This is a genomic window from Shewanella sp. VK101, assembly GCF_056497865.1.
The window spans coordinates 2,272,990-2,295,369 of the sequence record NZ_CM151402.1 but is presented as its reverse complement, the minus strand read 5'-3'; the positions used below and the strand labels follow the sequence as shown (position 1 = coordinate 2,295,369).

The following is a 22,380-nucleotide window of genomic DNA, read 5'->3' as shown; positions in this document are numbered from 1 at the left end:
GCCCACACTATGCCTAAAGTTCGACAAAGCAACAAGTTAAATACTGAAAAACCAACAAAGTCGAAGGATTATTTATCCACCTGTCCCAGATGCAGACAACCAGGGTAATACCATAGAGTTCTTTGTGGGAAAACCAAGATATAAGGCTGAGAACTGCGATAAGCCTAACGGTCTTATGAATACGACCAAGTTGGATAGATATGGAGATCCGACATGAAAAGACCGGCCAGTTTACAAAAGCTGTTCTCTTTGAATATGGCAAAGGAGCAGGAATCTGCATCCTGCATAACGGCGCATAAACCCACCATCCTCTAACCGCCTATACCAGGCTAATAGCAATATCAAAACTAAGATACGAAAAAGCCCGCCTGTTTGCACAAGCGGGCTTCTCTGAATATGGCGGAGGAGCAGGGATTTGAACCCTGGATGGGCTATAAACCCATGCCGGTTTTCAAGACCGGTGCATTCAACCACTCTGCCACCCCTCCGAACGCTGCAAATACTATAGCGAGGATATGAGACTGTAAAGCAGAAAATGTCACGGCCTTATCTATTTGCTCAATCTGCACTCAGTCTTTGGGCGTTTCTTCTGCATGTAGCGCCAAACGAGCAGGATCCGGCTTGGTAAAACCTGCCCTCACCTGCGACCAGCCGGCAAACTGACGCAGTTTATAGCCAGCAAATACCAGCACACTACAACCCAGGATCCCCCAGGCAATAGCGGTTTCCCCGGCCGTGGCCCACACAGCAACCAGACTTGATGCTCCGAATGCCAAGGTGATCTGTAAAAAGTTTTGCAGCCCGGCCGCTTTGGAGGCGCACTGACTGAAATGTTGCAGCGCACTGTTAACCACTATCGGATAAATGGCACCATTGGCCGCGGCCAGCACAGAAAATGCAATAAGCAATGGATAGATGGTTTGCGCCTTGAATACCAAAGTCGCCAAGGCAATCGCCAACACACACAAACCAAACAGGGCCAGCAACAGTTTAAGCGTCATCTCACTGCCTACCCTGCGGATAAGCAACTTACTGGCATAGCCACCGACAATAAACATGATGGTTTGCGGAATAAAGCTTAAACCTATGGCATCTGCCTCATAACCGTGCTGTTCCATCACTATCGGCCAGAGTGTCAGATAGGCAAAGAAAGCCCCCGAGCAAGCACCATAGATGAGCACATTGCCCAAATAACCTGTGTTGTTGAAAAAGGTCTTGTAGGCCACTTTTTCTTCAGCTTTGGCCGTGCCTTCATTTGCCGGCTTCACCAACACCATAGTCAGCGCCATCAATGCCGTTGCCGTCGCCGCCAAAATGAAAAATATCGCTTCCCAGCCCAGATGCCCAAGCACCTTGGCGCCGAGAATAGGCGCCAAGGCCGGTGACAAGGCCACCAAGGGCATGATGTTGGAGAAGATGCGCTGTGAATCTTTGGCATCATACTGTTCTACCACCAAAGCCTGCCAAATGACGGCAGCACTGCAGACACCAATCGCCTGGAAGAAACGGGCACAGTTGAGCATGATGATATTGTCACTGAAACCTATACTGACTGTCGCCAGGGCAAACAGCGCCAAGCCACCTAGCAGTGAATTGCGTTTCCCGAAACGCTGCACCAGAGGGCCGTAAAGCAGTTGCCCCAAGGCCAATCCGGCCAGGAAAGAGGTCAAGGACATGGCCACCTGAGATGAGCTGGCGCCAAGCGAGCCTTCAATTGCTTTGAATGCTGGGAGATACATGTCGGTCGCGATGAAAGCCAACATGCTCAGGAGCGCGAGATAGCATAAAAACATGAAATATTTAAGAGTCATATACAACCTGATTACAACTTAAGACAAAAGTAATATGAATGCCGGAGCAGTCTAAAGCCTTGCTCAATCGAGGTGAAACGTTTATTTTTGACCTATGCTTTCAAATAATCTCACAGCAAGGAATCGCCATGCTTTCTGAACAATCGTTGCAACTTATCGATATTGTTTCTCACCTTGGCAGTTTCACCGCCGCAGCCAACAAGTTGCACAAGGTGCCATCCGCCGTGAGTTATGCCATTAAGCAGATTGAAGAAGAACTGGGAGTCGTGCTGTTTGAGCGTCATCACCGCAGCGTCAGTTTGACGCCCGCCGGGGCTCACTTTGTCAAGGAAGCCAGGATTATGCTCAAGCAACTGGACGACCTGAAACGGGAAACCCAGCGGGTAGCCAATGGTTGGCAGCCGACTCTGTCCATCGCTTTGGACAATATCGTCAGGGCAGACAGGATCAGTGTGTTGATTGCCGACTTCTATCGTCACTTCACCGATGTGGAGCTGATCATCCGTATTGAGGTGTTCAACGGCGTCTGGGAAGCCTTGTCTACCGGTCGCAGCGATGTTGCCATTGGCGCCACCACTGCCATTCCGGTCGGCGGCGCCTACCATCACAGAGACATGGGCGATATCGAGTGGGCATTTCTGGTGAGCAAGTCCCACCCTTTGGCCGCTATCGACCGGCCACTGGAAGATGAAGAGCTCAGGCCCTTCCCTTCTATTTGCCTGGACGATACTTCAAGAGAGATCCCCAAGCGCCACACCTGGTTACTGGACAATCAGCGCCGCTTGGTGGTGCCGGATTGGATCCGCGCCATCAACTGCTTCCGTGAAGGCTTGGGGATAGGTTATATGCCGGTACACCTGGCCAGCCCCTTTATTCGCGCCGGTGCCCTGGTGGAAAAACAGCTGGCCACTCCTCTGGCTGCAAGCTCCTGCTGCCTGGCGTGGAATGCCAACAAGATGTCGCCGGCGCTCAAATGGGTACTGGATTATCTGGGCGATACCGAAAAACTGCACAGAGAGTGGCTCGCCTGACTTTAATTCATAAAAGATTCAGTGTTTAATGGCACAATCTATAACAGGAAACCTGCAGCGGAACCATATACGGTTTAAACTGCTCTAACATGGAAACTAGTCGGGTCGCCAACCCGGGCTATGTCAGTCAACCTTCGGAGAAGCAAATGACTCAGCAAACCCTTTATTCGAGCCAAACTTCCACTATGGAAGTGAACAAAATGCTCAGAAACACCTACATGCTGCTGGCAATGACCATAGGGTTTTCAGCCGTATGTGCCGCCATCGCCATGGCGATGGGGATAGGCCCCATGATGTCACTGGGACTTTCCATCGGTGGCTTGGTGTTGCTGTTCGTCACCCTGAGAAAAGCGGAGTCTGCCGCCGGGATCTTTTGGGTATTTGCCTTTACCGGTATGGAAGGCGCGTCTCTGGGTTATATCCTCAATCATTACGCCGGTATGAGTAACGGCCCTGAGCTGATTATTCAGGCCTTTGGTCTGACATCAGCCATCTTCGTCGCCCTGTCGGCCTATGCCGTGACCACCAAGAAAGATTTTTCCTTTATGCGTGGTTTTTTGATTGCCGGTCTGGTGGTCGTCATTGCCGCTGCGGTGATCAATATCTTTGTCGGTAACGGCGCGGTATTTATGGCAGTCAATGCGGGTATCGCCCTGCTGATGACAGGTTTTATCCTGTTTGATACCAGCCGTATCGTCAATGGTGGTGAGACCAACTATATTCGCGCTACCATTGCTTTGTACCTGGATTTTCTCAACCTGTTTATCAGCCTGCTGCACCTGATGGGTGCCGGTGGTGATGACTGATCCCCTCGGGATGGAAAATAGGTTAAAATGGCCCTAATTCAGGGTCATTTTTTTTGGTATGAGCAAACTTATTATTATGGTGAATGGCAGTGTCTACGGCCCGGCGGCTGGCTTCCATGCACTCAAATATACCCGGGCTGCGCTGCAAGCGGGCCATGAGATTCGCTGTGTATTCTTTTATCAGGATGGGGTGAGCCAGTCCAATGCGCTATGCGCGCCGGCGTCCGACGAATTGGACTTAACTGCCGCCTGGCAGCAGCTGGCAAAGGAGTGGCAGCTTAATCTAGTGAATTGCGTCTCTGCCGCCCTGCGCCGCGGTGTGCTTTCAGCACAGGATGCCAAGGATAACGCCAAAGCGAGTGCCAATCTCGCCGCTGGATTTACCATGGGGGGGCTTGGCGAGTTGGTCACCGGGCTTGAAAAGAGTGATCGTCTGGTGAGTTTTTAATGAAGAAATTAGCCATTATTTTTCGCCGAGCACCGCATGGGTCGGCTTCCGGCCGCGAAGGCCTGGATCTGGCGCTGCTGAGCGCCAGTTTCGAGCAAGAGGTGAGCCTGATATTTACCGATGAAGGCGTGCTTACGCTGCTGAAGCAGCAGCAACCTGAGCTTATCGGTTGCAAGGACTATATCGCCACCTTGGGTGCGCTGCCCCTCTATGACATAGAGACTGTACTGGTCTGCAAACAATCGTTGCAGGAGCTGGGACTTGGCCGCACCGAACTGGTTATTCCTGCCACCATTTGTGATAACGAGCAGATCCGCCAGGCCCTGCTGGATGCCGATGAGGTCATGGTTTTCTGATGATATTACACCAAATACAAACATCGGCGGCGCGCGACACTGCGCTGTCCTGCGCACTGAGATATGCCGGCAAGACAGACGTGTTTCTGCTGGCAGGCGATGCAGTAAGCGCCCTGCTGAAACGTCAATGGGCCATGGCACTGTCCCCCTTTAAAGTGGTGCTGGTGGCCGATGACGTCAAAGCCCGCGGGCTCGAGGACTTTCTTGGTAATTATGAACAGTTGGATTATCCGGCGCTGGTAGCGCTGACATTGGCTCATACAAAGGTTATTTCGTGGTAGATTTCATTCAATTCAATGACAAGCAGATAGCGACCGATCCTCAAGGGTACTTGAAGCAGGTTTCCGATTGGACGCCCGAGCTGGCGCCTGTCATCGCCGCAGGCGAAGAGATAGAGCTGACCGATGCCCACTGGGAAGTGGTTAACTTTGTGCGTAACTTTTATCTTGAATATAAGACCAGCCCGGCTATTCGGGTATTGGTCAAGGCTATCGGCCAGGCACTGGGGCCGGAGAAAGGTAACTCCAAGTACCTCTACACCCTGTTCCCGATGGGGCCAGCCAAGCAGGCAACCAAGATTGCCGGGCTGCCCAAGCCGGCCAAGTGTATTTAAAGCGACTCGATTCTGCACACAAAAAAGCCCCGGTTCTCGGTAATGCCGATCAGTTAAGACAGATCGCTTGACGATCTCACTGAAAGGATCAAAATCCGATGACCCCATGTCATCGGATTTTTTTATGCAACTTTCAGAAGCTTTGGCGCGTACTCATATCAATCGTCTTACCGAATTCACCTGTCTGGCCGATGTACTTGAGCCTGAGTTAATTCAGTCGTGCCTTGATTCACATGGTGTTGCCAGTTTAAGACGACGTAAGTTACCTATGGATGCCATGATTTGGGCGGTGATTGGTATGGCTCTGTTCAGAGGCGAGTCCGTCCGTTCACTCATCAATAAGCTTGATATCGTCTTACCGCAAGAGGTGGATTACGTTGCGCGCAGTGCTGTCACGCAAGCGCGTAAGCGATTGGGCTCTGACGTTGTTCAGGATGTGTTTAAGCGAAGTGCCAAGACCTGGCATGAAAGAGCAGAGCATCCTCATTGGTGTGGGCTCAACCTCTACGGTGTCGATGGTATCGTATGGCGAACACCTGATAGTGAGCAAAACAATCAGGTGTTCGCCAAAACCGCCAACGCTTCTGGTGATGCTGCCTATCCTCAAATTCGCATGGTTTGCATGATGGAGTTAAGTAGCCACTTGGTATTGAACAGTGCCTTTGATTCTGTTGCTGTCAGTGAAATGAGTTTAGCCGCTGAACTGATATCAAGCATACCTAATAACAGCCTGACGCTGTTTGACAGAGGCTTTTATTCGTTGGGACTTTTGCACGCCTGGCAACAGGCTCAACCGAACAGCCACTGGCTGCTGCCGTTGAAGAAAGGGACGCAATATGAAGTGGTACGCTCTTTAGGAAAACACGACCAACTGGTGCAGTTAGCCACCACGCCTCAAGCCAGAAAGAAGTGGCCTATGCTACCTGACAATATTGAAGCTCGCTTACTGACAAAGACGATAAAAGGTAAGTCGGTTTCCATTTTGACCTCATTAACGGACCCATTGCGTTATCCGGGGGCAGAGATAGCGGATTTATATGCCCATCGATGGGAGATAGAAGTGGGCTATCGGGAGATGAAGCAGCATCTTCTGGAGAGTCGCTTTACGTTGCGTAGTCAATTGCCAGAGTTGGTTATCCAAGAATTGTGGGGGGTACTATTGGCCTATAACCTCATCAGATACAAGATGATGTTGATGGCTAAGAGCTTACCGTCGTTACATCCGAACCAATTAAGCTTTAGAGATGCATCGAGTTATATCATTTTTAAACTGACTCAACTGTCATCTCAAACGCCTGGAAATGTCCCGAGAGAGGTCTTGGACATAGTGCGTAATGCGAGGCAGTTCAAGCTTGATGGGAAACGGGATAGAGCCTATCCACGTGCGTTAAAAATGAGTAAAAACAAGTATCCCATTAAGCCTAAGAAAAATGCCGTTCACACTAAGTGAACGGCATTACCGGTTCTCGGGGCTTTTTACTATTTGAATAACTATTTTAAATTCTCATATACCAGCATGGCTGCCTTGCCGAGCGTGGCTAAAAACAGGGCAGAAAAAACTGCGATGACGGCCACGTAGGCAAGCCAGCGCAGGTAGCGCTGACCTTTATCCATATGACCTCACCCATCAACCTATTTTTTCAATGCCACCCATATAGCTGCGCAGGGCTTCAGGTACTGTGACACTACCATCGGCATTTTGGTAGTTTTCCAAAATGGCCACCAGAGTACGACCAACCGCCAGTCCTGAACCATTCAGAGTGTGGATAAGCTTGGGCTTGTTGTCGTCTTTGGCGCGATAACGGGCCTGCATGCGCCGCGCCTGGAAGTCACGCACGTTGGAGCAGGAAGAGATCTCACGGTAGGTATTTTGAGCCGGAACCCAGACTTCAACGTCGTAGGTCTTGGCGGCACCAAAGCCCATATCACCGGTACACAGGACGACAGTTCTGTGCGGCAGCCCCAGCTTCTTCAGTACATTTTCAGCGTGACTGACCAACTCTTCCAATGCAGATTCCGAATCTTCCGGCTTCACCAACTGCACCATTTCGACCTTGTCAAACTGGTGTTGGCGTATAAGGCCGCGGGTATCTTTACCGTAAGAGCCGGCTTCACTGCGGAAGCATGGTGTGTGAGCGGTCAACTTGATTGGCAGCTCGGCTTCATCCAGTATGGTATCGCGGGCCAGGTTGGTCAGCGGCACTTCTGCGGTTGGTATCAGGCTAAGCCCCTGACCTTCCTCTGTGGCCGGTTTGGTGTGAAACAGATCTTCACCAAACTTGGGCAGTTGGCCTGTGCCCTTGAGGCTGGCTTCGTTGACCAGTAAAGGCACATAGCATTCCGTGTAGCCGTGCTCCTGGGTATGCAAATCCAGCATGAACTGCGCCAGAGCGCGGTGCATACGGGCAATTTGGCCCTGCATAAAGATAAAGCGTGAACCCGTTACTTTTACGGCACTCTTGAAATCCAGTCCTTTGAGCTGTTCACCGAGATCAACATGATCTCTTACCGGAAAGTCAAACTCTCTTGGCGTGCCCCAGCGGCGGATTTCCACGTTGTCGTTTTCGTCTGCGCCCACGGGAGCAGATTCATCCGGCAAGTTGGGAATGCTCATGGCAATAGCGTCCAGCTCTTGAAGCAGTGCACTCAGCTCTTGTTTTTTGCTGTCCAACTGGCTGCCGAGATCACCTACCTGCGCCATGATAGGGGCAACGTCCTCACCGCGGGACTTGGCTTGACCTATGGACTTGGAGATGGCATTGCGACTGGCCTGCAGCTCTTCGGTTTCCACCTGCAGCGACTTGCGCTTTTCTTCCAGCTTGGTCAGCCTGTCTACATCAAGGATAAAACCGCGGGTCGCCAAACGCTCCGCAGTTGTTGCGAGTTCATTACGCAGATATTTTGGATCTAACATGTCTACTTGTCTTATCAGTTATACACGTGAAAAAATCAGCTGTTGTCCCAGGTAAACCATGGCCAGGCACAGTCCCAGGTTCAACGCCACATTCAGAAATGCCTTTAGCAACTCACCTCCCTGTATCAGCAGTAAGGTTTCATTTGAGAAAGTTGAGAAGGTTGTCAGTGCACCAAGAAATCCGACACCGACCAGCGCCTTGATCTCAGGGCTGATATGACTGAGTTCCCCCAGTGCATAGATCATCCCCATCAGAAATGAGCCAAGTACATTAACAGCCAGTGTACCAAAAGGAAAACCACTGCCAAATAGCTGGAGCACAAATATCGATATCAGGTAGCGCAAAACTGCGCCGGTTGCACCACCAAGGGCGACAACAGTCAGATTAATCATACCTTTTGTTCTCACTTTGGCTGTCGAGTTGGCAAAGCTGCGCCAACTTATCGCGGATCCGTTTCTCAAACCCCCGCTCGGTCGGATAATAAAAACGGCTATCGGCCAAGGCTTCGGGGAAATAACATTCGCCGGCGGCGTAGGCATTGGCCTCATCATGAGCATAACGATAGCCTTCTCCGGCGCCGATGGATTTCATCAGCTCGGTCGGCGCGTTTCTCAAGTGCATGGGCACAGGCTGCTGGCCGGTTTCCCGAGCCAGTTGTCTGGCCGCTTTAAAGGCTGTATACACCGCATTGCTCTTGGGCGCCGAGGCCAGATAAACAATCGCCTGCGCTATGGCGCGCTCGCCCTCTGCCGGGCCGACCCGGTGGAAACAGTCCCAAGCGTTGAGAGCAACGGTCATCGCGGTAGGATCGGCATTCCCCACATCTTCAGAAGCTATCGCCAGCAGGCGTCTTGCGACATACAGAGGATCGCAGCCCCCTTCCAGCATGCGACAAAACCAATAGAGCGCCGCATCCGGCGCCGAGCCGCGAATCGATTTGTGCACGGCTGAGATCAGGTCGTAGTACTGATCGCCATTCTTATCGAACCCCGCCAACTGCTCACCGGCCACCTGCACCAGCATGGCTTCGGTAAAACTACCGCCATCCGGCAGCATGTCACTCATCAGCTCTACCAGGTTGAGAACCTTGCGGGCATCGCCATCGGCGAGAGTCGCCAACTTGGCCATCAGCTCAGGTGGCATCTGCAACCGGCGTTTGCCTAGGCCACGCTCTTCATCAGCGAGGGCCTGGGTCACTATGGTAGCAATCTCGGCTTCATCGAGACGCTTAATCAGATATACCCGCACTCTGGAGAGCAAAGCGTTATTGATTTCAAACGAAGGGTTTTCTGTGGTGGCGCCGATAAAAATTACTGTGCCATCTTCAATAAAAGGCAGAAAGGCATCCTGCTGGCTCTTGTTGAATCTGTGTACCTCATCGACAAACAGCAAGGTGCGCTGGCCGCGCGATTGCGCCACGTTTTTGGCGTGTTCTATCGCCGAGCGGATCTCTTTCACCCCGGATGTGACCGCAGATATTCGCTCCACGTGGGCGTTGGCATAATGAGCAACCAGCTCTGCCAGCGTAGTCTTGCCGGTACCCGGCGGCCCCCAGAACATCATGGAATGGGCCTTGCCGGCCTCCAATGCCAGTCTCAGCGGTTGCCCAGGTCCCAACAGATGTTGCTGACCGACGTACTGCTCCAGCGTCGCCGGGCGCATTCTTGCCGCCAGGGGCCGAAAGTCGGGGGCAAAATCAAAGCTCAGGCTGGACAAGGTTAACCTTCCTGCCCCGGGCGCTGATCGTCAATGGAAACGCCTTCGGGAACCTCAAATTGGAACAATCTCTTGTCGCTATCTGTCAGCGGCTTTTGTCCACTCAGTTTGAACTGACTGAGATTACCCTGAGTGTCTTTCAGTGCCAGTTGGGTCAAAGTGTTATCGTTGAAACAGACGCTGACCTGTTGTACTCCGGCCTCTTCAGTCTTGGGCGCTATCTGGAAACACTCTTTGTCCAGAGTGATGTTATAGCGAGCCCAACTGGCCTCGTCGCGGCGCACCAAAAGCGTCATGGGCGAAGCGGCAATGGCATTTTCCAGCGCCAGTACGCTCACTTCCTCGGCGAACGGGTTATAAATCCAAACGTCTTTGCCATCTGCGACTATCACAGATTCATCCGGCTGCTGCAGATGCCAGTAAAACTGATTCGGCTGCGCCAAGGCGAGCTCGCCACTGCCTTGCTGAATAAGCTTGCCATTGATATCTGTGACTTGCTGTTGGAAGTCGGCTTTCAAGCCGGCGATGGCATCCAGTTTTTCTCTGAGCACACCGGCATCATCGGCCATTACAGGTAGGCTGACGGCCAGAGCAAGAAACATAATGCTTTTATTCATCTATACCTCAAATCTGTCTTATCTTGGCGGTGGTGGAGCCAATACTTCGCGGTTACCATTATGCCCCTGGGCACTGACCACCCCTTGAAGCTCCATCTGCTCTATGATGCGGGCGGCGCGGTTATAGCCTATCTTGAACTTGCGCTGCACACTGGAGATAGAGCCGCGGCGGGTTTCGGTAACAAAAGCAACGGCTTCATCGTAGAGCGCATCCAGCTCTTCATCGCCGCCTTCAGGTGCTTCACCGGGCAGTAACACCTGCTCGCCGTCGCTGGCACCCTGCAGTATTTCATCAATATACTGAGGCTTACCGCGGGCATGCCAATCGGCAACCACGGCATGCACTTCGTGATCGTCCACAAAGGCGCCGTGAACCCGGTTAGGCACGCCGGTACCAGGGGGCAGATAGAGCATATCGCCCATCCCCAGCAAGGTTTCGGCGCCCTGCTGATCCAAAATGGTGCGCGAATCGATACGGGAAGAAACCTGGAAAGCGATTCGAGTGGGGATGTTGGCCTTGATAAGGCCTGTTATCACATCCACAGACGGGCGCTGGGTTGCCAGAATAAGGTGAATACCGGCGGCGCGGGCTTTCTGGGCGATACGGGCAATCAGCTCTTCCACCTTCTTGCCGACTATCATCATCATGTCGGCAAATTCGTCCACGACAACGACGATAGAGGGCAACTTGTCGAGCTCAGGTGCCGTATCTTCCATGCTTTCATTGGACTTCCACATAGGATCGTAAATCGGCTCGCCGGCAGCCTTGGCCTCGGCGATTTTGGCATTGAAGCCCTTGAGGTTACGTACCCCGAGCGCTGACATCAGTTTGTAACGCCGCTCCATCTCGCCGACACACCAGCGTAGCGCATTGGCGGCCTCTTTCATATCCGTGACCACTTCACACAAGAGGTGCGGAATACCTTCATAGACAGAAAGCTCCAGCATCTTGGGATCTATCATAATAAAGCGCACATCTTCAGGGCCGGACTTATACAGCAGACTGGTGATCATCACGTTGACCCCAACCGACTTACCCGAGCCTGTGGTACCTGCAACCAAAAGGTGAGGCATCTTGGCCAAATCCACCACGACCGGATCGCCGGCAATGTCTTGTCCCAGCACCATGGTGAGATTGGATTTACTGTCCTTGAACGCCTGGCAGTCGAGCACATCACGCATAAATACGGTTTCGCGGAACTTGTTGGGCAGTTCCAGCCCCACATAGGCCTTACCCGGAATAACCTCAACCACCCGCACGCTTTCTGCCAGCAGCGAACGCGCCAAATCTTTGGATAGGTTAGAGATTTTTGAAGCCTTGACCCCAGGGGCCAAGTCCAGCTCAAAGCGGGTAATCACAGGACCTGGATAGACACCAACCACTTGCGCGGTAATGTTGAAGTCTGCAAGTTTGCTTTCCACCAAACGCGCTACCTGATCCAGCTCTTCTTCACTGATAGGGTTTTTCTTGCGGTTGGGCACATCCAGTAGTGAGATACTCGGCAAAGGATCCATGGGTTGCTTACTCTCCTTTGCAGCTCCCTCTTCACCGGGCAAAATGATAATGCCGTTTTCGACTCTGGCCTTCTGGGCCTTCAATTGCCGCTCTTTATGGCTGATGGCACCGGTTGAGACCCGCTTATCAAAGTCGATAGTCTCGCTTCCTTCTGCTTCATCTTGCCAAGGTGGCGTGTCTTCGGCATTGTCCGAAGAAATGCCCGCAGCCTTGGCAGTCGCACTTCCGGCAACACCTGCAGAAAGCACCGGCTCTACCCTGCCCTGACGCTTAGGCTCTATGTCGACTTTGTCATCGGCAATCGCCGCTTCACTCTCTTGAACTTGCTTATCCTTTTTACGGAAACGACTCAGCAGCCCGGGTTTCTTAACGGGGGCTTCAATAACCTCTTCATCGTCATCCTCCTCGAGCAATTCTTCCGGTTCGACTTCATCGCGCTCGCGACGGAACTTGTCCACTACCGACATAAAACCGCGGGTATCTTCGGTTTCTTTCGGGCCTGACAGACGTGCAGGCAACTGCTTGAGCTTGCGAAAACACCAGATAGTTGCCAAGCCGGTGAGCTCGACTATGGTAAGCCAGCTTATTCCCGTCAGCAGGGTAAAACCCGCGCCGACAAAGCAAAGCAGCAGCAGTGTGGTGCCCAACTGGTTGAAGTAAGGCAGCATCGCCTGAGCTATTACATCCCCGGCCACACCACCGGCCGAAAATTCATAGATATCGCCGGCATTCATACTGGCCAAGGCAGCCAGACTCAGCACCATCAACAGAAAGCCAATCAGGCGCAAGCCGACCGAGAAGTAATCCACTTCCAGCAGTCTATGGGCACGCCTGAAGATCAACCAACCGCTTCCGGCAATGATGATCGGAATAAGATAGGCGGTATAGCCAAAGAAATAGAACAGGACATCGGCCAGCCAGGCACCTACGGCACCGGTGACATTTTCGATCTCCCCTTGATAGTTAGACTGACTCCAGCCCGGATCACCGGGATGAAAGCTGCCCAGCGCCAACAATATATAGATGGCGACCATGCAGCACAGAATAAGCCCCCCCTCCAGCAGACGTTGCAGGCCGCTGAGGGTTCTGACGCTATTTCCCTGAGACAAATGCGATTTCCATAAGCAAACGAAAAACAGATGGATTTAAGATACCAGAATCAACCTGAATGTGCAGCGAATAAGCCTTCGAAAGCCCCTAAAAGCAAGTGGATAGCGGCATTTTTTTACGCCGCCTCGCCGCCTGGGATAAAAAATAAACAACCTAGATCAAAAAAGGAGCCATTGTGGCTCCCTTTTACCCTCGTTAACAATCGAGGTTTAGGCTTCAGCAGAAATACTGATGGCTACTTTGCTGGTCTGCTTCACCTCTTCCATTACCACGTAGGTACGGGTGTCGGACACTGAAGGCAGCTTCAGCAAGGTTTCGCCCAGCAATTTACGATAGGCAGACATATCGGATACCCGTGTCTTCAGCAGATAATCGAAATCGCCCGATACCAGGTGGCACTCCTGAATATCATCCAAAAGCTGCACGGCGCGATTAAACTTATCGAAGACTTCCGGAGTATCCCGGTTGAGGGTGATCTCGACAAATACCAACAAGGATGCGCCCAAAAAGTGCGGGTTAACCAGTGCGGTATAGCCGTTAATATAACCTTGTTTTTCGAGACGCTTGACGCGTTCAAGGCAGGGAGTTGGACTCAAACCAACACGTTTGGAAAGCTCAACGTTGGAAATGCGACCGTCAATTTGCAGTTCATTAAGAATGTTACGATCGATACGATCCAAGTCTTTTACAGGACTCTTTTTATTATTTACCATATTTTTAACCTTGTTTTATCACTAAAACAACATTTAATTTTGCGTATGTCGGAAGTTTAGCAGCATAATCTGCCCGGGCAATACTATACTGGACTTTCCTGAATTGATCACGTTCAGGTCACTATAAAATAACAATTATGCCCATTAAAAGTGGGTTTTTTAGTATATTGAGGCTCGAAAATGATAATTGGTGTTCCAAAGGAAATCAAAAACCATGAGTATCGTGTGGGTATGGTACCTTCCAGCGTACGCGAATTGACTATGCATGGTCATCAGGTTTTTATCGAAACGAATGCTGGTAATGGGATTGGGTTTACCGATCAGGACTATATCGATGCCGGGGCGTCTATTCTGGACACGGCCGCCGAGGTTTTTGCCAAGGCTGAGATGATAGTCAAAGTCAAAGAGCCACAGGCCGTAGAACGTGCCATGCTGCGCCATGACCAGATCCTCTTTACCTATCTGCACCTTGCCCCCGATCTGCCCCAAACTGAAGAACTGGCCAACAGCGGCGCTGTTTGTATCGCTTATGAAACGGTTACCGATGACCGTGGTGGCTTGCCTTTGCTGGCCCCGATGTCAGAAGTGGCCGGACGCATGTCCATCCAAGCCGGTGCCATGGCGCTGGAAAAATCCATGGGCGGCCTGGGCATGTTGCTCGGCGGTGTCCCTGGGGTTGAACCGGCTAAAGTTGTGATTATCGGCGGCGGCATGGTAGGTACCAATGCGGCGCAAATGGCGGTGGGCATGGGTGCCGATGTAGTGGTGCTCGATCGCTCCATCGACGCGCTGCGTCGTTTGAATGTTCAGTTCGGCTCCAAGGTCAAGGCTATCTACTCGACGGCCGATGCCATTGAAAAGCATGTATTGCAGGCCGATCTGGTCATAGGTGGCGTGTTGATCCCCGGCGCGGCAGCGCCCAAGCTGGTTACCCGTGAGCACATCAAGAAGATGAAGCCTGGGGCCGCCATAGTGGATGTCGCCATAGATCAGGGTGGCTGTGTGGAAACCTCTCATGCCACAACTCACCAGGATCCTACCTATATCGTCGATGATGTAGTGCATTACTGCGTAGCCAATATGCCGGGCGCCGTGGCGCGTACTTCCACCTTTGCCCTGAACAACGCTACCCTGCCCTACATTCTCAGGCTGGCCCGTCTGGGTTACCGCGACGCGCTCTTGTCTGACAAGCACTTGCTGAATGGTCTTAACGTGATGCACGGTAAGATCACCTGTAAGGAAGTCGCCGAAGCCCACAATATGGCTTATACCGCTGCCAGCGAACTGTTACAGTAAGCAAATCAACTAATCGCTTTAAAGGAGCCTCTGGGCTCCTTTTTTTCGATTAAGTCAATCTTGAAGATTCTATTCCTGGCGCTTTACCCTTAGGGGTAAATTACCTACAATCGCTGCAATTTGCCAAGGCACGGAGAATAAAATGAGCCAAGCCAAACATTGTAATCTTTTGATCCTGGGATCAGGCCCCGCAGGCTATACCGCAGCCGTTTATGCTGCCCGCGCCAACCTCAAGCCTGTGATGATCACAGGTATCCAGCAGGGTGGCCAGTTAACCACTACGACCGAAGTCGAAAACTGGCCCGGCGATGCCGAAGGCCTGACAGGTCCTGCGCTGATGGAACGGATGCAAAAGCATGCCGAGAAATTCGATACCGAAATTATCTTCGACCATATCAATGAAGTTGACCTGCAACAGCGCCCTTTCACCTTGAAAGGTGACAACGGTGAGTACACCTGTGATGCGCTGATCATAGCCACAGGCGCATCCGCCAAGTACCTCGGTCTGCCATCTGAAGAAGCCTTCAAGGGCCGTGGTGTATCTGCTTGTGCCACCTGTGACGGTTTCTTCTATCGTAATCAGAAAGTGGCCGTTATCGGCGGTGGTAACACGGCTGTTGAAGAAGCACTCTATCTTTCCAACATAGCTGCCGAAGTACACCTGATCCATCGCCGTGATACCTTCCGCTCTGAGAAAATTCTTATCGATCGTCTGATGGACAAAGTCGAAAACGGCAACATAGTTCTGCACCTGGACAAGACATTGGACGAAGTGACCGGCGATGCCATGGGCGTGACCGGACTCAAGATGAAGAGCACCAAAGACGGCAGTATTTCCGATTTGGAAGTGGCCGGGGTGTTTGTCGCCATTGGCCACAGCCCCAACACAGGTATTTTCGAAGGCCAGTTGGAGATGAATGGCGGTTATATCAAGGTCGAAAGCGGCCTCAATGGCAATGCCACCCAGACCAGCGTCAAAGGCGTATTCGCCGCCGGCGATGTGATGGATCAGCACTACCGTCAGGCCATCACCTCAGCCGGAACCGGTTGTATGGCGGCTCTGGATGCCGAGCGCTTCCTGGATGCTCAGAAATAAGCTCCGCCGATATACTGAAAAGCCAGTCATTGATGACTGGCTTTTTTGTCTGAGGCATTAAAGCATAGGCAAATCACAGGTATGAAAAAAGGGACCTTAGGTCCCTTTTTAACAGCAACTACAACTTATCTCCTGAGAGATTAGTTTGCCAGTGCTTCCTTCGCTTTTTCTACCAGAGTAGCAAACACTACTTTGTCGAATACAGCGATGTCTGCCAAAATCTTACGATCGATTTCGATAGACGCCTTTTTCAGACCGTTGATGAAACGGCTGTATGAAAGACCATTCTGACGAGAAGCCGCATTGATACGTGCAATCCACAGTTGACGGAATTGACGTTTCTTCTGGCGACGGTCACGGTAAGCATATTGACCTGCTTTGGTTACGGCCTGTACCGCTACACGGAAAGTACGTGAACGGGCACCATAGTAACCTTTGGCAAGTTTAAGAACTTTCTTGTGACGAGCTCGTGCAGTTACACCACGCTTAACTCTTGGCATTTTTCAATTCCTCCTAATTAAGCGTATGGCAGTTGGCGTGCAATCATAGGCACGTCAGCTTTGGCAACTAAACACTTGGCGCGCAGATGACGCTTACGCTTGGTGCTCTTCTTGGTCAGGATGTGACGCAGATGGGCTTGCTTACGCTTGAAACCATTGGCGGTTTTCTTAAAACGCTTCGCTACACCCTTGTCGGTTTTCATTTTAGGCATTACTAAAACTCCGCATTGGGACATTAATAAAACGCAAGGCGAGCAAAGGCCTATAGACCTTTGCTACTTTTCAGGATTGCCCTGCTATTTCTTCTTGGGCGCCAGCACCATGATGGCTTGTCGACCTTCCATTTTCGGGAAAGATTCAACAACCGCATACTCTTCCAGATCACCCTTGATACGGTTCAGAAGATCCATACCCAGGTTCTGGTGTGCCATTTCGCGTCCGCGGAAACGCAGCGTAACTTTCGCTTTGTCTCCATCTTCCAGAAAACGAATCAGGTTGCGTAGTTTTACCTGATAGTCGTTTTCATCAGTACCAGGGCGGAATTTAACTTCCTTCACCTGGATCTGTTTCTGCTTCTTCTTCTGTTCTTTCTGGGCTTTTGCCTTGTCGAACAGATATTTACCGTAGTCCATGATACGGCATACAGGCGGCTCAGCATTAGGACTGATCTCAACCAGATCCAGACCTGCCTCATCGGCTACTTCCTGAGCCTCTTTGATGCTGACGATACCAATGGCTTCACCATCCACGCCATTCAAACGTACCTCAGGTACGCCGGTAATTTCTTCATTGATTCTATTCGGGGCCGCCTGACGGCCTGCTGATTTTTTGATCTTTATGACCTAATCCTCCAACAATTCAAGACTACGGAGTGAAATTTGTTGCTTGACCTTAGCGGCGAAATCATCGATTCGCATCTTGCCTAAGTCCACCCCGTCTCGGGTACGCACAGCGACTTCCCGATTTTCCATCTCCTGATCACCTATGACCAGCAAATAAGGAACCCGCCTCAAAGTGTGCTCGCGTATTTTAAAGCCTATTTTTTCATTCCTCAAGTCTTTAGAGGCGCGTATGCCCTGTTCCTTGAAGAATTCGACTACTTCTTCAACATAATCAGCTTGTTTGTCTGTTATGTTCATAACAACAACCTGCATAGGAGCCAGCCAGGTTGGGAAGCGGCCCGCGAACTCTTCGATGAGGATACCGAGGAATCGCTCCAAAGAGCCCAAAATCGCACGGTGGATCATCACAGGAGTCTGACGGCTGTTGTCTTCGGCGACATAAGTCGCGCCCAGGCGTCCCGGTAAGGCGTAATCGAGCTGCACTGTACCGCACTGCCAGGCGCGATCCAGGCAGTCATGCAGAGTGAATTCGATTTTAGGGCCGTAGAAGGCACCTTCACCTGGCAGTATTTCAAATTCGATATCGTTGCTGCGCAGCGCTTGTTTCAGAGCTTCTTCTGCCCGGTCCCACATGGCATCGTCACCGATACGCTTCTCTGGACGAGTGGAAAGCTTAACTACGATATTACTGAAGCCGAAAGTGGAATAGGTGTCGTACACCATCTTGATACACTTGCTGACTTCGGATTGCACCTGCTCTTCAGTACAGAATACGTGCGCATCGTCCTGGGTAAAACCACGAACCCGCATCAGACCGTGCAAGGCACCCGAAGGCTCGTTACGGTGACAACAGCCGAACTCGGCCATCCGTAGCGGCAGATCACGATAGGACTTGAGGCCCTGGTTGAAAATCTGTACGTGGCCGGGGCAGTTCATCGGCTTGATGGCGTATTCGCGGTTCTCACTGCTGGTTGTAAACATCGCCTCGGCGTATTTATCCCAGTGACCGGAACGCTCCCACAACACGCGATCCATCATCAGCGGGCCTTTCACTTCCTGATAATCGTACTGGCTCAGCTTCTGGCGAATAAAACGCTCAAGCTCAAGGAATACGCTCCAGCCGTCGTTGTGCCAGAACACCATACCAGGAGCTTCTTCCTGCATGTGGTACAGATCCAGCTGCTTGCCGATTTTACGGTGATCACGCTTGGCCGCTTCTTCGAGACGGGTCAGGTGAGTCTTGAGCGCTTTCTTGTCGGCCCAGGCAGTACCATAGATACGCTGCAACATCTTGTTGTCTGAATTACCGCGCCAGTAGGCACCGGCAACATTCATCAGCTTAAAGAAATGGCAGAAACGCATGTTGGGCACATGGGGACCACGACACATATCTATGTATTCTTCGTGGTGATACAGCGCCGGCGTGGCATCACGGCTGATGTTCTCATCCAGGATCGCCATCTTGTAAGGCTCGCCGCGAGACTCGAAAGCATAACGGGCTTCCTGCCAGCTGACCACACGCTTGACCACGTCATAGTTGGTCTTGGCCAGTTCCAGCATGCGTTTTTCCAGCTTCTCCAGATCTTCCTGGGTCAGTTTATGCTCCAGGTCGATGTCATAGTAGAAGCCGTTATCGATAACAGGACCAATCGCCATCTTGGTTTCAGGCCACAGCTGCTTGATCGCATGACCCAACAAGTGTGCGCAAGAGTGACGAAGGATTTCCAGCCCTTCTTCATCTTTGGCCGTGATGATCGACAGTTCTGCATCTGTTTCGATCAGATCACAGGCATCTTTTAACTCGCCGTTGACTCGTCCGGCAATACAGGCTTTCGCCAGACCGGGACCAATATCAGCAGCAACATCGAGTGTAGAGACTGGGTTGGCAAACTCACGTTTGCTCCCATCGGGAAGTGTAATTACAGGCATGAAAATTCCTTGTCCAGTGGTGACCCACACGTAGGGCCACTTGGTTATCAATTAAAAAAGAGTGTTTAGCCCTTGGGTTAAGGCAGTACAGGAGCCTTAAGGTCTCCGCCGGGCAGGCTGGCAATTTTACGGGATAAGCCCTTGCCTGCGCAACCCAAAAACACTCAAGGGACAAGCTTTTGCTCACAGCCTGGGGCTATACTTGAACTGTGTTGTGATATGAGGTTCTATCGTCCAAAGGGCATAACGCTACCGGACAAAGGAGGAAGCCATGCAACTCAAGAGTCAGACTATCTGCTGCCCCCATTGCGGCCACCATCAAAAGGTGGAGCTCGATGCCAGCGGCGGCGATCAGGAGTTCTATAATGATTGCCGGGTATGTTGCAACCCTATCCATATGCGGATGCATATCAATGACCAGAGGCACATGATAGAGCTGTACGTCGATGGCGATGACGAACAGCTCTACTGAAAGCTCTAATGAATATGACAAGCCAGCTTCGGCCCAGTTAATTTTACCGGCTTATACTTGCCTGCTTATATAAGCACAGTCGCCCATAAAGCGTGACAGGTTTTATCAGGCCAGTTGTCGCTGGGCCAGCACCCGCTCAACCGTATCCACTATCGTTTGGGTCTGACTGTCAATTTCGATATTCAGCCAATCCCCTTCCCGATAGTCCTCTAGATTGGTCAGTCTGAGAGTCTCAGGAATGAGATGCAGCATAAAGCGATTGCCTTTGACCTCGCCAACAGTGAGGCTACAACCATTGATACCGATAAAGCCTTTATAGAAGATGTACTTCAACCACTCTTCGGCCACTTCAAGCTGCATATTGTAATGGCTGTCACTGATATCCAGATGTACCAACTGCGCCTGGGTATGCACATGGCCGGAAAGAATGTGACCCCCAAGCTCGGTACCAAACTTGAGTGACCTCTCAATGTTAACCTTGTCACCAACCCTTAGTCCGACCAGATTAGTCACCGCCAGAGTCTCTTCCATTACGTCGAAAAACGCCCTATCATCAGCAAGCTGGGTTACCGTCAGGCAAACACCGTTGTTGGCAACACTCGCTCCTATTTCCAATCCCTCGCGCAAGGCGGGAGGCAGAGCGACTTCGAGGGTATTTAGCCCGGGCTTTTTCTCGATCGCCAAGATTTCACACTTGGCTTGAACAATACCTGTAAACATTTTCTCACTCGCTTAGTTGTTAGGGCTGCTTTCATGAATCACACCGGCTTTCAGGCCAAACGCTTAGTTCAACTGGCTTTACCTGTGCTTATTGCACAACTTACCCAGACAATGATGGGGTTTATCGATACCCTGATGGCCGGCAGAGTCAGTGCTGTCGACATGGCAGCCGTCGCTGTCGGAACCAGTCTCTGGCTACCGGCCATTCTGTTCGTTCAAGGCCTATTGCTGGCATTTACTCCCATGTTTGCCCATCATCACGGTGCAAACAACCAAAAGGCGATTCAACCGCTTGCCTTTCAGGCTGCCTATATTGCCATAACCGGCGCCTTGGGTGTGATGCTGTTTCTGGCATCTGCGCCACATATTTTGGATTGGATGGAACTGGAGCCTGAGCTCAAGCGCCTGACCATAGGTTATCTTGACGGCATTCTCTGGGGGGCACCGGCCTTTGTGCTCTACCAGGTGCTCAGGGGCTGCAGCGAAGGGATCTCCTATACGCTGCCGACCATGATCATAGGTTTTGTCGGCCTGGCGGTGAATATCCCGGCCAACTATATCTTTATCAATGGTCACTTTGGCATGCCCGCCATGGGCGGCGCCGGCTGTGGTGTCGCTACCGCTTTGGTGTTTTGGGCCATGCTACTGGCCATGGCCATCTATATGCAGTGGCATAAACGCTTTAGCGAGTTGGCTCCCTTCAAAGCGTTTCACAAACCCCATTTGCACACCATTATGGAGATGACCAAGTTGGGCATGCCTATTGCCATGGCGCTGTTCTTTGAAGTCAGTCTGTTTGCGGTGATCGCCTTGTTACTGGCGCCTCTCGGTGCCACTGTCGTGGCCGGGCACCAAATTGCGCTGAATTTCTCCTCGATTGTATTTATGTTGCCACTCTCCATCGGCATAGCCGTTTCTATTCGGGTCGGTTATTACCTAGGCCGGGGTCAGAGTGATGTGTCGGCACTGGTGACCAAGGTGGGATTGGCTATCGCCTTTTCTCTGGCCATGCTAACCGCGGTGGCGACTGTGGTATTCAGGTATGAGATTGCCCTGCTCTATAATGACAACCCAGAAGTGGTCACTCTGGCAGGCAGTCTGATGCTGATGGCTGCTCTATATCAGTTGTCAGATTCGGTACAAGTGGTTGCGGCCGGTGCCCTTCGTGGCTACAAGGATACCCGCAGCGCCTTTTTCATCACCTTGTTTGCTTATTGGGCTGTGGGGATGACCCTGGGTTATGTATTGGCGTATACCGATTTTCTGGTACCCGCCATGGGAGCACACGGATTCTGGATTGGGCTTATCGCCGGCTTGACCGTAGCCGCGATACTCTTTGCTATCCGTCTGAGATATATCCAGAAAAGTGGCAAACAGTTCGCGGTTATCTCTGATGAGAGCACGAATTAAGCCGAATGCGATCAAAGCTGCAGCAAGTTGTGCAGCAATTCGCCATTCAATAAAAATTTGTGTTTTTTTACTTGCAACTGGCGGCTGCTCGCCCTTAATATAGCGCTCGTTCGAGGGCGACAGCCTGAAAAACGCAATACACCCGTAGCTCAGCTGGTTAGAGCACTACCTTGACATGGTAGGGGTCGGTGGTTCGAGTCCACTCGGGTGTACCACTCTCTTCAGAGTGCCAAAAATGAAAATCATGCAATACACCCGTAGCTCAGCTGGTTAGAGCACTACCTTGACATGGTAGGGGTCGGTGGTTCGAGTCCACTCGGGTGTACCAAGTAACCTGCTTTAAGCAGGTTTTTTTATGCCTGAAATTCCCCTTTCCCGCCATTCAAGTTCGCGTTTCCTCTTGCTCTTGTCTTTTCATTCCCGTTGAAAGAGTAAACACCTCTACTGCATGGTATTTTTGTAA

At 51.5% G+C, this 22,380-nt stretch carries 24 protein-coding genes and 3 tRNA genes; 13 read left to right on the top strand and 14 right to left on the bottom strand.

All coding sequences use genetic code 11. From position 1 onward, the window contains the following. Window positions 1–397 precede the first annotated feature (397 nt). A tRNA-Ser gene (locus ACSHSR_RS10455) sits at window positions 398–488 on the bottom strand. Window positions 489–569: 81 nt separating this feature from the next. Beyond that, the gene (gene punC / locus ACSHSR_RS10450; protein WP_238336366.1) at window positions 570–1,763 is read right to left on the bottom strand and encodes a purine nucleoside transporter PunC; all 1,194 of its coding nucleotides are present in this window, start codon (window positions 1,761–1,763) and stop codon (window positions 570–572) included. A gap of 176 nt (window positions 1,764–1,939) precedes the next feature. Here punC and punR point away from each other — a divergent pair, with 176 nt between their 5' ends. The 7 genes from punR to ACSHSR_RS10415 all read left to right on the top strand — a co-directional run bounded on the left by punR (window position 1,940) and on the right by ACSHSR_RS10415 (window position 6,515). Continuing rightward, window positions 1,940–2,842 (top strand): DNA-binding transcriptional activator PunR, encoded by a 903-nt coding sequence (gene punR, locus ACSHSR_RS10445; RefSeq protein WP_028779875.1) that lies wholly within the window; start codon window positions 1,940–1,942, stop codon window positions 2,840–2,842. 146 nt (window positions 2,843–2,988) lie between these two features. Then, a complete protein-coding gene (locus ACSHSR_RS10440; protein ID WP_025009742.1) occupies window positions 2,989–3,648 on the top strand; it encodes a Bax inhibitor-1/YccA family protein in 660 nt (219 codons plus the stop codon). 58 nt (window positions 3,649–3,706) lie between these two features. After that, the gene (tusD, locus tag ACSHSR_RS10435) at window positions 3,707–4,096 is read left to right on the top strand and encodes a sulfurtransferase complex subunit TusD (protein WP_071238146.1); all 390 of its coding nucleotides are present in this window, start codon (window positions 3,707–3,709) and stop codon (window positions 4,094–4,096) included. After that, the gene (tusC, locus tag ACSHSR_RS10430; RefSeq protein WP_025009740.1) at window positions 4,096–4,452 is read left to right on the top strand and encodes a sulfurtransferase complex subunit TusC; all 357 of its coding nucleotides are present in this window, start codon (window positions 4,096–4,098) and stop codon (window positions 4,450–4,452) included. Before tusD ends, tusC begins: the two co-directional genes overlap by 1 nt. Further along, window positions 4,452–4,733, top strand: a complete 282-nt coding sequence (gene tusB, locus ACSHSR_RS10425; RefSeq protein ID WP_025009739.1) for a sulfurtransferase complex subunit TusB — start codon at window positions 4,452–4,454, stop codon at window positions 4,731–4,733. Before tusC ends, tusB begins: the two co-directional genes overlap by 1 nt. Then, window positions 4,727–5,065: a TusE/DsrC/DsvC family sulfur relay protein gene (locus ACSHSR_RS10420; RefSeq protein WP_025009738.1), complete on the top strand. Its 339-nt coding sequence runs from the start codon at window positions 4,727–4,729 to the stop codon at window positions 5,063–5,065. The genes tusB and ACSHSR_RS10420 overlap by 7 nt, the downstream gene beginning before the upstream one ends. A gap of 124 nt (window positions 5,066–5,189) precedes the next feature. Next, window positions 5,190–6,515, top strand: a complete 1,326-nt coding sequence (locus ACSHSR_RS10415) for an IS4 family transposase (protein WP_479631479.1) — start codon at window positions 5,190–5,192, stop codon at window positions 6,513–6,515. Between the two features lie 41 nt (window positions 6,516–6,556). Here the strand turns inward: ACSHSR_RS10415 and ACSHSR_RS10410 are convergent, their stop codons facing one another. The 7 genes from ACSHSR_RS10410 to lrp form a co-directional block, all read right to left on the bottom strand. Further along, entirely contained in the window at window positions 6,557–6,679 is a 123-nt protein-coding gene (locus tag ACSHSR_RS10410; RefSeq protein ID WP_025009737.1) for a hypothetical protein, read from the bottom strand. Window positions 6,680–6,692: 13 nt separating this feature from the next. Further along, window positions 6,693–7,979, bottom strand: a complete 1,287-nt coding sequence (gene serS, locus ACSHSR_RS10405) for a serine--tRNA ligase (RefSeq protein ID WP_117200682.1) — start codon at window positions 7,977–7,979, stop codon at window positions 6,693–6,695. Between the two features lie 18 nt (window positions 7,980–7,997). Beyond that, a complete protein-coding gene (crcB, locus tag ACSHSR_RS10400) occupies window positions 7,998–8,372 on the bottom strand; it encodes a fluoride efflux transporter CrcB (RefSeq protein ID WP_025009735.1) in 375 nt (124 codons plus the stop codon). Next, window positions 8,365–9,696: a replication-associated recombination protein A gene (locus ACSHSR_RS10395; protein WP_071238144.1), complete on the bottom strand. Its 1,332-nt coding sequence runs from the start codon at window positions 9,694–9,696 to the stop codon at window positions 8,365–8,367. Before ACSHSR_RS10395 ends, crcB begins: the two co-directional genes overlap by 8 nt. A 2-nt stretch (window positions 9,697–9,698) precedes the next feature. Further along, the gene (gene lolA, locus ACSHSR_RS10390; RefSeq protein ID WP_101058794.1) at window positions 9,699–10,313 is read right to left on the bottom strand and encodes an outer membrane lipoprotein periplasmic chaperone LolA; all 615 of its coding nucleotides are present in this window, start codon (window positions 10,311–10,313) and stop codon (window positions 9,699–9,701) included. Between the two features lie 18 nt (window positions 10,314–10,331). Beyond that, window positions 10,332–12,938, bottom strand: a complete 2,607-nt coding sequence (locus ACSHSR_RS10385; RefSeq protein ID WP_479631478.1) for a DNA translocase FtsK — start codon at window positions 12,936–12,938, stop codon at window positions 10,332–10,334. Window positions 12,939–13,148: 210 nt separating this feature from the next. Then, on the bottom strand, window positions 13,149–13,652 hold the full coding sequence (lrp, locus tag ACSHSR_RS10380) for a leucine-responsive transcriptional regulator Lrp (protein ID WP_025009731.1): 504 nt from the start codon (window positions 13,650–13,652) through the stop codon (window positions 13,149–13,151). A 180-nt stretch (window positions 13,653–13,832) separates the two neighbouring features. On the opposite strand from lrp, the gene ald reads away from it, so the two are divergent. Continuing rightward, window positions 13,833–14,948, top strand: coding sequence for an alanine dehydrogenase (gene ald, locus ACSHSR_RS10375; RefSeq protein WP_479631477.1), 1,116 nt, complete (start codon window positions 13,833–13,835; stop codon window positions 14,946–14,948). A 142-nt stretch (window positions 14,949–15,090) separates the two neighbouring features. Continuing rightward, a complete protein-coding gene (gene trxB / locus ACSHSR_RS10370) occupies window positions 15,091–16,044 on the top strand; it encodes a thioredoxin-disulfide reductase (protein WP_044734469.1) in 954 nt (317 codons plus the stop codon). Window positions 16,045–16,184: 140 nt separating this feature from the next. Here the strand turns inward: trxB and rplT are convergent, their stop codons facing one another. The 4 genes from rplT to thrS form a co-directional block, all read right to left on the bottom strand. Next, complete coding sequence (rplT, locus tag ACSHSR_RS10365) at window positions 16,185–16,544, bottom strand: 50S ribosomal protein L20 (RefSeq protein ID WP_025009729.1); 360 nt, start codon at window positions 16,542–16,544, stop codon at window positions 16,185–16,187. Between the two features lie 17 nt (window positions 16,545–16,561). After that, window positions 16,562–16,756: a 50S ribosomal protein L35 gene (rpmI, locus tag ACSHSR_RS10360; protein ID WP_025009728.1), complete on the bottom strand. Its 195-nt coding sequence runs from the start codon at window positions 16,754–16,756 to the stop codon at window positions 16,562–16,564. Between the two features lie 84 nt (window positions 16,757–16,840). Next, window positions 16,841–17,383, bottom strand: a complete 543-nt coding sequence (gene infC, locus ACSHSR_RS10355; RefSeq protein ID WP_037436578.1) for a translation initiation factor IF-3 — start codon at window positions 17,381–17,383, stop codon at window positions 16,841–16,843. Between the two features lie 3 nt (window positions 17,384–17,386). After that, entirely contained in the window at window positions 17,387–19,315 is a 1,929-nt protein-coding gene (gene thrS, locus ACSHSR_RS10350; protein WP_479631476.1) for a threonine--tRNA ligase, read from the bottom strand. Between the two features lie 271 nt (window positions 19,316–19,586). Here thrS and ACSHSR_RS10345 point away from each other — a divergent pair, with 271 nt between their 5' ends. Then, on the top strand, window positions 19,587–19,787 hold the full coding sequence (locus tag ACSHSR_RS10345) for a CPXCG motif-containing cysteine-rich protein (protein ID WP_025009725.1): 201 nt from the start codon (window positions 19,587–19,589) through the stop codon (window positions 19,785–19,787). A 105-nt stretch (window positions 19,788–19,892) separates the two neighbouring features. Here the strand turns inward: ACSHSR_RS10345 and ACSHSR_RS10340 are convergent, their stop codons facing one another. Next, window positions 19,893–20,507, bottom strand: coding sequence for a riboflavin synthase (locus tag ACSHSR_RS10340; RefSeq protein ID WP_044734467.1), 615 nt, complete (start codon window positions 20,505–20,507; stop codon window positions 19,893–19,895). Between the two features lie 33 nt (window positions 20,508–20,540). Between ACSHSR_RS10340 and ACSHSR_RS10335 the strand changes: the two genes are divergently transcribed. From ACSHSR_RS10335 to ACSHSR_RS10325, 3 genes are all read left to right on the top strand, one after another. Beyond that, window positions 20,541–21,917, top strand: a complete 1,377-nt coding sequence (locus ACSHSR_RS10335) for an MATE family efflux transporter (protein ID WP_025009723.1) — start codon at window positions 20,541–20,543, stop codon at window positions 21,915–21,917. Window positions 21,918–22,055: 138 nt separating this feature from the next. Continuing rightward, window positions 22,056–22,132, top strand: a tRNA-Val gene (locus ACSHSR_RS10330). Window positions 22,133–22,168: 36 nt separating this feature from the next. Further along, a tRNA-Val gene (locus ACSHSR_RS10325) sits at window positions 22,169–22,245 on the top strand. Window positions 22,246–22,380 lie beyond the last annotated feature (135 nt).